Annotated in this window: 6 protein-coding genes; 4 read left to right on the top strand and 2 right to left on the bottom strand. The window is 60.4% G+C overall.

Annotated elements, in window-relative coordinates; translation table 11 throughout:
- Window positions 1-66 precede the first annotated feature (66 nt).
- Both macA and A8O26_RS13955 read left to right on the top strand, forming a co-directional pair.
- Window positions 67-1215, top strand: coding sequence for a macrolide transporter subunit MacA (gene macA, locus A8O26_RS13960; protein WP_064118558.1), 1149 nt, complete (start codon window positions 67-69; stop codon window positions 1213-1215).
- 2 nt (window positions 1216-1217) lie between these two features.
- Window positions 1218-3176 (top strand): MacB family efflux pump subunit, encoded by a 1959-nt coding sequence (locus tag A8O26_RS13955; RefSeq protein ID WP_064118557.1) that lies wholly within the window; start codon window positions 1218-1220, stop codon window positions 3174-3176.
- A 209-nt stretch (window positions 3177-3385) separates the two neighbouring features.
- Here the strand turns inward: A8O26_RS13955 and A8O26_RS13950 are convergent, their stop codons facing one another.
- Window positions 3386-4132, bottom strand: a complete 747-nt coding sequence (locus A8O26_RS13950; protein WP_064118556.1) for a helix-turn-helix domain-containing protein — start codon at window positions 4130-4132, stop codon at window positions 3386-3388.
- Window positions 4133-4449: 317 nt separating this feature from the next.
- On the opposite strand from A8O26_RS13950, the gene ycaC reads away from it, so the two are divergent.
- Both ycaC and A8O26_RS13940 read left to right on the top strand, forming a co-directional pair.
- Window positions 4450-5082, top strand: coding sequence for an isochorismate family cysteine hydrolase YcaC (ycaC, locus tag A8O26_RS13945; protein WP_008081401.1), 633 nt, complete (start codon window positions 4450-4452; stop codon window positions 5080-5082).
- A 295-nt stretch (window positions 5083-5377) separates the two neighbouring features.
- A complete protein-coding gene (locus tag A8O26_RS13940) occupies window positions 5378-6925 on the top strand; it encodes a sensor domain-containing diguanylate cyclase (RefSeq protein WP_064118555.1) in 1548 nt (515 codons plus the stop codon).
- On the opposite strand, the gene A8O26_RS13935 is transcribed toward A8O26_RS13940, so the two are convergent.
- Window positions 6887-9349, bottom strand: coding sequence for a hybrid sensor histidine kinase/response regulator (locus tag A8O26_RS13935; protein ID WP_064118554.1), 2463 nt, complete (start codon window positions 9347-9349; stop codon window positions 6887-6889). The two genes, A8O26_RS13940 and A8O26_RS13935, sit on opposite strands and share 39 nt — an antisense overlap.
- Window positions 9350-9444 lie beyond the last annotated feature (95 nt).

Genomic DNA, 9444 nt, shown 5'->3' with positions numbered 1-9444 from the left:
TTGTTGTTTATCTACCAGAGCCCGGCCGCTGGCCGGGTTCAATCCTGAACGGACTTGTGGTCATTTATGGAAAAGTCGAAGTTGCGCAAAGTCGGTATGGGGTTGGCGTTGGCGGTGGTGGCGGGGTTGGTGTTCTACACGGTGCAGGCACCGGCGGAGGCGCCGCAGTACCTGACCGCCACGGTCGCGCGGGATGATATCGAGAACGCGGTGCTGGCCACCGGCGTACTTGAAGGGATCAAACAGGTTGACGTTGGTGCGCAGGTGTCCGGTCAACTGAAGTCGCTCAAGGTCAAGGTCGGTGACAAGGTCAAGAAAGGTCAGTGGCTGGCGGAAATCGATCCGCTGGTGCTGCAGAACACCCTGCGTCAGGCGCAGGTTGATGAGGAGAACCTGCAGGCGCAAAAACGCGCCACGCAAGCGCAACTGAAACAGACCAAGGCGATTTACGAGCGCTATCAGAACCTGCAGGAGGATGCTTCAATCTCGCGCCAGGACTTTGAAACCGCCGAGTCGAACTATCAGGTACAACAGGCCAACCTGATGTCGCTGGACGCGCAGATCAAAAGTGCGCACATCCAGATCGACACCGCCAAGGTCAATCTGGCCTACACGCGGATTGTTGCGCCAATCGATGGCGATGTGGTCGGCGTGGTGACGCAGGAAGGCCAGACGGTGATCGCCAGCCAACTGGCCCCGGTTCTGCTGAAACTGGCGGATCTGGACACCATGACGGTCAAGGCACAAGTGTCCGAGGCCGATGTGATCCACATTGCGCCGGGGCAAGAGGTGTATTTCACCATTCTCGGTGAGGACAAACGCTATTACGCCAAGCTGCGTGGCACGGATCCGGCGCCGCAGAACTTTCTCGAAACGCCGCCCGCCGGCACGCCAAAACAGAGTTCGGCAGTGTTTTACAACGCCTTGTTCGAAGTGCCGAACCCCGACCATCGCCTGCGCATTTCGATGACCGCGCAGGTGCGCATCGTCCTCGACACCGCCAAGGCTGTGCTGACCGTGCCGGTGGCGGCGCTCGGGCCGCGCAATGCCGACGGCAGCTTCCCGGTACGCGTGCTCGACGCCAAGGGGCACGCGCAGTCACGCAATGTGCAGACCGGGATCAACAACAACGTCAAAGTGCAGATCAACGACGGTCTGGCTGAAGGTGATCGCGTGGTCATCGGTGATCCGCTGACCAACGTGGCGGGGGCTTGAGCATGACTGAGCCACTGTTACAGCTCACCGGCATCACCCGCAGTTTCACCGCCGGTGACCGCGAATTTCTCGCGCTGAACAACATCAATCTGACGATCCATGCCGGGGAAATGGTCGCGATCATCGGCGCTTCCGGCTCCGGTAAATCGACGCTGATGAACATCCTCGGTTGCCTCGATTACGCCACCGCCGGTAGCTACAAGATCAACGGCCAGGAAACCCGTGACCTGGACAATCAGGCGCTGGCCGAACTGCGCCGCGACTATTTCGGTTTCATCTTCCAGCGCTACCACTTGCTGCCGCATCTGAGCGCGATGCACAACGTCGAGATGCCAGCGATTTATGCCGGCACGCCGCAATTGCAACGCCATGCCCGCGCTCGTGAATTGTTGGCGCGGCTGGGTCTGGAAGGGCACCTGACGCACCGGCCGAGCCAGTTGTCCGGCGGTCAGCAGCAGCGCGTGAGTATCGCCCGGGCCTTGATGAACGGCGGTGAAGTGATTCTCGCCGACGAACCGACCGGCGCCCTCGACACGGCCAGCGGCAAAGAGGTGATGCGCATTCTGCTGGAGCTGCACGCGGCCGGGCACACGGTGATTCTGGTGACCCACGACCCGAAAGTTGCGGCCAATGCCGAACGCATCATCGAAGTCAGCGATGGCGAAATCCTCAGCGACCGCGCCAACGAACGCGACACCACGCAGTTGCTCAGCGATGAGCCGGTGACACCGAAAGCGGCTGCCTCTCGACGTCTGGTCGCCAGTCTCGGGCTGTTCAAAGAGGCGTTCAGTATGGCGTGGGTGGCGTTGATTTCGCACCGCATGCGCACCTTGCTGACCATGCTCGGCATCGTCATCGGCATCACCTCGGTGGTGTCGATTTCGGCGGTCGGCGAGGGCGCCAAGAATTATGTGCTCAAGGACATCGCCGCCATCGGCAGCAACACCATCGATGTCTATCCCGGCAGCAGCTACGGAGACAAACGAGCCGCGTCGATCGAAACCCTGACGCCGGCCGATGTCACGGCGCTGAATCAGCTGTACTACGTCGACAGCGCCACGCCGATGATCGGCCGCAGCCTGTTGTTGCGCTACCGCAATATCGATCTGGATGCGCAGGTCAACGGCGTCAGCGATCAATACTTCAAGGTGCGCGGCATCAAGCTCGCGGCGGGTATCGCGTTCAGCGAAAGCGATGCGCGGCGCCAGGCACAAGTCGTGGTCATCGATCACAACACCCGACAGCGCTTGTTCGGCCAGGATGTCGATCCACTGGGTCAGGTGATCCTGATCGGCAACCTGCCGTGCACGGTGATCGGCGTGGCCGCGCCGGATAAAAGCCTGTTTGCCTCGGGCAAGACCCTCAACGTCTGGGTGCCTTACGAAACGGCGGCCGGGCGGGTGCTGGGCCAGCGTTTTCTGGACAGCATCAGCGTGCGCATGAAGGACGGCCAGCCGAGCAAAGTGGTGGAAGAACATGTCACGCAACTGTTGCTGCAACGCCACGGGAGCAAGGATTTCTTCACCAACAACCTCGACAGCGTCTTGCAGACCGTGCAGAAAACCAGCCGCTCGCTGGCGTTGCTGTTGTCGTTGATTGCGGTGATTTCGCTGGTGGTGGGGGGGATTGGCGTGATGAACATCATGCTGGTCTCGGTGACTGAACGGACCCGCGAAATCGGCATTCGCATGGCGGTGGGAGCGCGGCAGTCGGACATTCGTCAGCAGTTTCTGGTGGAGGCGGTGATGGTGTGTCTGTTGGGCGGTGCGATTGGTATTTCCCTGTCGTATGCCATCGGGCATCTGTTTTCGTTGTTTATCAAGGAGTGGGAGATGGTGTTCTCGCTGACCTCGGTGCTGACGGCGGTGATCTGCTCGACGTTGATCGGGATTGTGTTTGGTTTTGTACCGGCGCGGAATGCTTCGCGGCTTGATCCGATTGAGGCGTTGGCGCGGGATTAAGATCTGACCCTCACCCTAGCCCTCTCCCGGAGGGAGGGGGGACCGATTGCGGTGTTCTTTCGAGGTACACCGACCTGACTTACCGAGTCGAACTCAGGTTTTGAAGTGCACAAAGATCAGCTCCCTTTCCCCCTCGCCCCCTTGGGGGAGAGGGCTGGGGTGAGGGGGGAATCTCACTGACACACCGAAAAAACCGCAGCCCTCACTCTTCAGGCCGCACTCGACGCCGACGTCTCCAGCGGCGAATACATCCAGCGCATCAACGAATGCCGCCCACTGATGCCCAACTTGATCGCCGCGCGTTTCAGGTAGCTCTCCACGGTGTTGACCTTCAACGCCAACTGCTCGGCCAATTCCGGCGCCGTGCGCCCGGCGAGCAGGCCGACACACACCTCGGTTTCTCGGTTCGACAGGCTCAGCCCCAGTTGCACCAGACGTTCGTCGAAGCGCAGACGCAAGGTTTCCAGGCCGGAGCCTTCGGCTGACTCGGGTTGGCTTTGCGAGTCAGGGTCGGCCGGCTGCAGGGCGTGAATGTGTTTTTCGACCATCGGCAGCAGCACCGGAGAGATGTCCTGCAACAGGCTGCGCTCCTGCGCGGAAAAGCGCTGGGATTCGCCGTTGCGGTAAACAGAAATCACGTAGCGATAGCCGTCCTTGCGTCGGGTCAGGTGCAATTGCGAGGCGTCCGTACGGGGTGCGGCCGGCGGGTTCTGTAAATGGTCGGCAGCCGCGCTGTGCTCGGAAAACACCGTTTCGGCGAGCAGAGCCGGCTCTTTCATCGGCTCCGGCTCACTGCGGTTCGACGCGCGGCCCACCGGTTCGACACGCATTTGTCGGATGTGTGTGGCGTCAACCGCCAATTGCGTCAGGATCAGGTCATGCAGCATGCGCGGAAAGTGTCGGCTGCCGGTGCTTGCGATGACCTTGCCGATGTGGGGGAACAAGTGTGAATTCATGTGCGTGTCATCCCTGAGAGGTGTTGATTCAAAACGTCTGCAGCTCCGTCGACGATCTCCTTGATCGACGAAACACCGCAGACTTGGATCCTATCCTAGTACAACGTTTGAGCGACGGTTTAATGAAGGTGTTATTAGCTCATAACCGCGACGTAGCGGGTTCAAGGTTGAAATGCTGAAAGCCCCGTTGCTGAATTGTCCCTTTCTGGTTGACGGTGAAACGCTTTTCAACCGATTTATCCCTGTTCGATGCGTCAGTAATCTGTACCCAACTTGAACGCAACAACAACTTCCAACATCGAAAAGGGACGCACACCATGACCACTCCAACCTACAACCGCCTGAACAAAGACGACGCTATCGTGCTGCTGGTCGATCACCAGACCGGTCTGATTTCGCTGGTGCAGGACTTCTCGCCGAACGAATTCAAGAACAACGTGCTGGCCCTGGCCGATCTGGCCAAGTTCTTCAACCTGCCGACCATCCTCACCACGAGTTTCGAACAAGGCCCGAACGGCCCGCTGGTGCCGGAACTGAAAGAAATGTTCCCGGATGCGCCGTACATCGCTCGCCCAGGTCAGATCAACGCCTGGGACAACGAAGACTTCGTCAAGGCGATCAAGGCCACCGGCCGCAAGCAGATCATCATTGCCGGCGTGGTGACGGATGTCTGCGTAGCGTTCCCGACCTTGTCGGCGCTGGCGGAAGGGTTTGACGTGTTTGTGGTGACCGATGCCTCCGGCACCTTCAACACCACCGTGCAACAAGCCGCCTGGAGCCGCATGACTCAGGCCGGCGCGCAGATGATGAACTGGTTCTCGGTGGCCTGTGAGCTGCACCGCGACTGGCGCAACGACATTGAAGGCTTGGGTAATCTGCTGTCGCAGCGGATTCCCAACTACCGCAACCTGATGAACAGCTACTCGGCACTGACGGCGCAGCAGAAGTAAGCCGACGCGAGCCAAACGAAAGCCTGCCCTGAAAAGCAGGCTTTTGTTTTGTCTGCGCGTTAAGGCTGAATTTTTGTCTGTGGGGCGAGGTTCTGCAGGCTGAACATAAGCTGCAGAACGTTGCCGCACCGTTGAGCAACAACGCCAAGGCTCTGAAACCGACGTTCCGCCACGCGGTTGCTGCGCATTCAACGCGCTACTTGTATCCTTGCCGGTCGAGGACATACGACCGCCGTTATTGCCTTGAATCAGTAACGGCCGGGACGGGAAACCGGACTTTCCATAAGGTACTTTCGTGAAGCGTGATACCCACCTCGTCACCCTCTTGCTGCTGGTCATCGGCTGCTCTCTGGCGTCGCTGACCATCTGGAAAGTGCTGTCTTCGCGCGATCGCGCGCTGGAGGAAGTCAACGTGCATGGGTTGAACCTGACCCAGGCACTCGAGACCTACTCCGAAGGCATTGTCCGACAAAGTTCGCTGCTGTTGCTCGGGCTGGTCGAACGCCTGGAAACCGAAGGCAGCGGGCCGGCGCAGATCCAGCGCCTGAGTGCGTTGGTCAACCGCCAGCAACCGCTGATGCCGCAGTTGAGCGGTATCACCATCTATGACCGCAATGGCCACTGGCTGATGTCGTCGAACCGGCCGATTCCGGTGGGCGCCAACAGCAGTGATCGGGCCTATTTCATTCATCATCGCGATGATCCGAGCCGCGAGCCCTATATCGGGCCTCCCATCCGCAGCCGCTCCAATCAGGAATGGGTGATCACCGTCAGCCGCCGTTTCAATGATGATCGCGGCGAGTTTGCCGGGGTCGTGGCCGTGACGCTCGGCGTGGAAAACTTTCTGCGCCTGTTCGGCAAACTCGACATCGGCCAGGACGGCGCGATTGGCTTGTCATACACCGACGGCACGTTGCTGGTGCGCTATCCCTTCCGCGAGCAGGACATGGGGCGCAACTTTTCCAAGTCGCCGATCTACGCCAAGTACCTGGTCGATCAATCGGTCGGCACCGCGTCCTATTCCTCCAGCCTGGATGGCGTCGAACGCCTCTACGCCTTCCGCAAAAGCGAGAAATTGCCGCTGATCACCACGGTCGCCATCGGCAAGCGTGAAGCGCTCAGGGCCTGGCGAACCGAGGCGCTGTTGTCGGCGGTGGTGGTGGCGGGGCTGTTGGGGCTCACCGGCCTGATCGGCTGGTTCTTGATCGTCGATATTCGCCGCCGGACCCAGGTTGAAGGCGAACTGCGCATCGCTCAGCAGCAGTTGCTCGGCTCCAATCGGCAACTGGAACTGTTGGCCTTGAAGGATGCGCTGACGGGTCTGGCGAATCGGCGCTGCTTCGACCAGACCCTCGCCACAGAGGCGCGTCGGGCACAGCGCGACGGTTCATCGCTGGCCTTGCTGATGATCGATATCGACTATTTCAAGCGGTTCAATGATGCGCTCGGTCATGTTGCCGGTGACGCCTGTCTGCAGACCGTCGGCCACGTGCTGGACGAGTGTGTGCGGCGGCCGTCGGACCTGGTGGCGCGCTACGGTGGTGAAGAGTTCGCCGTGATCATGCCCGATACCGACAGCGCCGGCGCGGCGGTGGTGGCGCAGCTGATTATTCAGCGCTTGCAGCAAGCCAACATTGCCCACCCCGGCAGTCCGGTGGCCCGGGTGAGCCTGAGCATCGGCATTGCCGCTGCGCGCGGTGCGTACCTGGAGGCGGTGCAGGGGCTGATCGAGTGCGCCGATCAGGCGCTGTATCAAGCGAAAACAGCAGGACGCAACCGGTTCATGACGTCTGCTGCGCAACCTTTATTCGAAGTCGACAGACAACAGGCTACTGACCCGTGAGACCAGGGTGTCAACGGCGAACGGTTTGGTCAGCACCTGCATGCCCGGGCCGAGCTGACCGTTGCCGATCACTGAGTTTTCCGCGTACCCGGTGATGAACAAGGTCTTCAGCCTCGGCCTGATTTGCCGACCCGCATCGGCCATTTGCCGGCCGTTCATGCCGCCCGGCAAGCCGACATCGGTGATGAGCAAATCGATGTGCGCGCCGGATCGCAATACTTCCAGTCCCTCAACGCTGTCGCCTGCTTCGAGCAGGTTGTAGCCGAGATCGTGCAGCACGTCTTTGAGCAGCGTTCGAACGGTGGGTTCGTCGTCGACGACCAGGATGGTTTCACCGGCCTTTGCCTGCAGGGTTGCCGAGCTTTGCGCGTCAGCGTGATTGCGCTGCGTTTCGCCGAGGTAACGCGGCAGATAAATGTACATCGTGGTGCCTTGACCCACGGTCGACTGCACGCGCACTTGCCCGCCGGATTGCTTGGTGAAACCGTAGATCATCGACAGCCCCAATCCGGTGCCCTGGCCCAGCGGTTTGGTGGTGAAAAACGGGTCAAAAGCCTTGGCGATCACTTCCGCACTCATACCGGTACCGGTGTCGGCAACCGACAGGCACAGGTATTGCCCTTCGGGCATCTCTCTTGAGCGCGCCGATTCAGCATCCAGGGTGCGATTGGCGGTTTCGACGGTGATGCTGCCGCCATCGGGCATCGCGTCGCGGGCGTTGATGCACAGGTTGAGCAGGGCGTTTTCCAGTTGACTGGCATCGACCAGCGCCGGCCACAGATCGGCGGCAATCACCGTCTTCAGACGAATGCTCGGGCCGACGGTGCGCTGGATCAGTTCGGTCATGCCGGCAATCAGCGCGTTGATTTCGGTCGGCCGTGGATCGAGGGTCTGGCGGCGGGAGAACGCCAGCAGGCGGTGGGTCAGGGCGGTGGCGCGTTTGGCCGCGTCCTGGGCGATCAGCATGTATTTGTCGATATCTTTCAGGCGACCTTGGGCGATGCGTTTTTCCATCAGCTCAAGGGAAGCGCAGATGCCCGCCAGCAGGTTGTTGAAATCATGGGCCAGACCGCCGGTGAGTTGCCCGACCGCTTCCATTTTCTGCGATTGCCGTAACTTTTCTTCGGCCTGCATCAGGTCAGCGGTGCGCGCCGAGACCCGTTGTTCCAATGTGTCATTGAGGGTTTTCAACGCGGCGGTGACCCGGTCGCGCTCGGCTTCGACGTTACGCCGGTCTTCGACATCGATCAGCACGCCGGGAAAGCGCAAAGGCGTGCCGTCTTCGGCGCACTCGACGCGGCCGTTCGCTTCAATCCAGGTGTATTTGCCATCCGCGCCGCGCACTCGGTACTGGTGCGAATAGGCGCCTCCTCGGGCAATGACTTCGTTGATGGCGGTTGTGAGTCCTTCCCGGTCGTCCGGGTGAACGGTCATCACCACCTGTTCCAGGCTCAGACCGTCCAGACCCCAGGCAGGATCGAGGTCGAAAACCCGGGCAAAGGCCTCATCGACGCTGAAACGATCGCTGGGCAAGTGCCAGTGCCAGGTGCCGATAATGGCGCCGGCGGCCAGGGCCAGTTGGACCCGTTCGATGTTTTCCCGAGCGATCGCTTCGCTGACGCGCAAGCGCTCTTGCGCGTCGCGGCGCTCGGTGACGTCGCTGAAGAAGATCGCAATCTGCCGATCGGCCGGGTCACCGACGCGCACGGCGCGCACATCGAACCAGCGTTCGAAGGTATTGGCGTAGTTCTCGAAGTTTGCCGGCTCGCCGGTTTTGGCCACGTGGCCGTAAGTCTCGAACCAGAATTTTTCCAGGTTGGGCGCAAACTCGGTGACCCACTTGCCACGCAGGTTGACCCCTGCCTGACGTTCGAACGCCGGGTTGGCCTCGACAAAGCAATAGTCGATGGGGTGGTCGTCAGCATCGAATTTGACTTTGACGATGGCGAATGCGGCTTCGATGGTTTCCAGAATGGTGCTGAAACGTTCTTCGCTGCGGCGCAATGCGGTTTCGGCGCTGCGCGAGCGAGTCAGGTCAAGCATCGCACCGATCATGCGTTCGGCCTGGCCATCGGCATTGCGGATCAGATGTCCGCGATCAAGCACTTCGGCGTATGAACCATCGTGGCAGAGGAAGCGGTACTCAGCGCTCCAGGTCGTGCCGCAGCCATCAATCGCCGAGCGAATCGAGGTTGTCACGCGCGCGCGATCCTGTGTGTGAATCTGCGCAAAACGCCAGTCACACGTCGGTTCTATGGCTGTTGATGCGTAGCCATACGCCTGTTGCAGCGAGTCGTTCCAGACGACCTGATTGGTTTTCAGATCCCAGTCCCAGACGGCGTCGCAGGTCGCCTTGACGGCCAGACGCAGGCGCGTGACCTCGGACTCAAGCTCCTCGCGAGTAAGCTGTTTCAGGATGTTCACCCTTCATGCGTTGATGGTTGGCTTGCGTTCAATTGGCGGGTTTCAAGCCCTCTGCTTCACAAGCTTTGTGAGCCATTGACCCAGGGTGGCCTGTT

Origin of the sequence: Pseudomonas fluorescens (assembly GCF_001648775.1) — a bacterium.
GTDB lineage: Bacteria > Pseudomonadota > Gammaproteobacteria > Pseudomonadales > Pseudomonadaceae > Aquipseudomonas > Aquipseudomonas fluorescens_M.
This window is presented reverse-complemented; position numbering and strand designations above follow the sequence as displayed.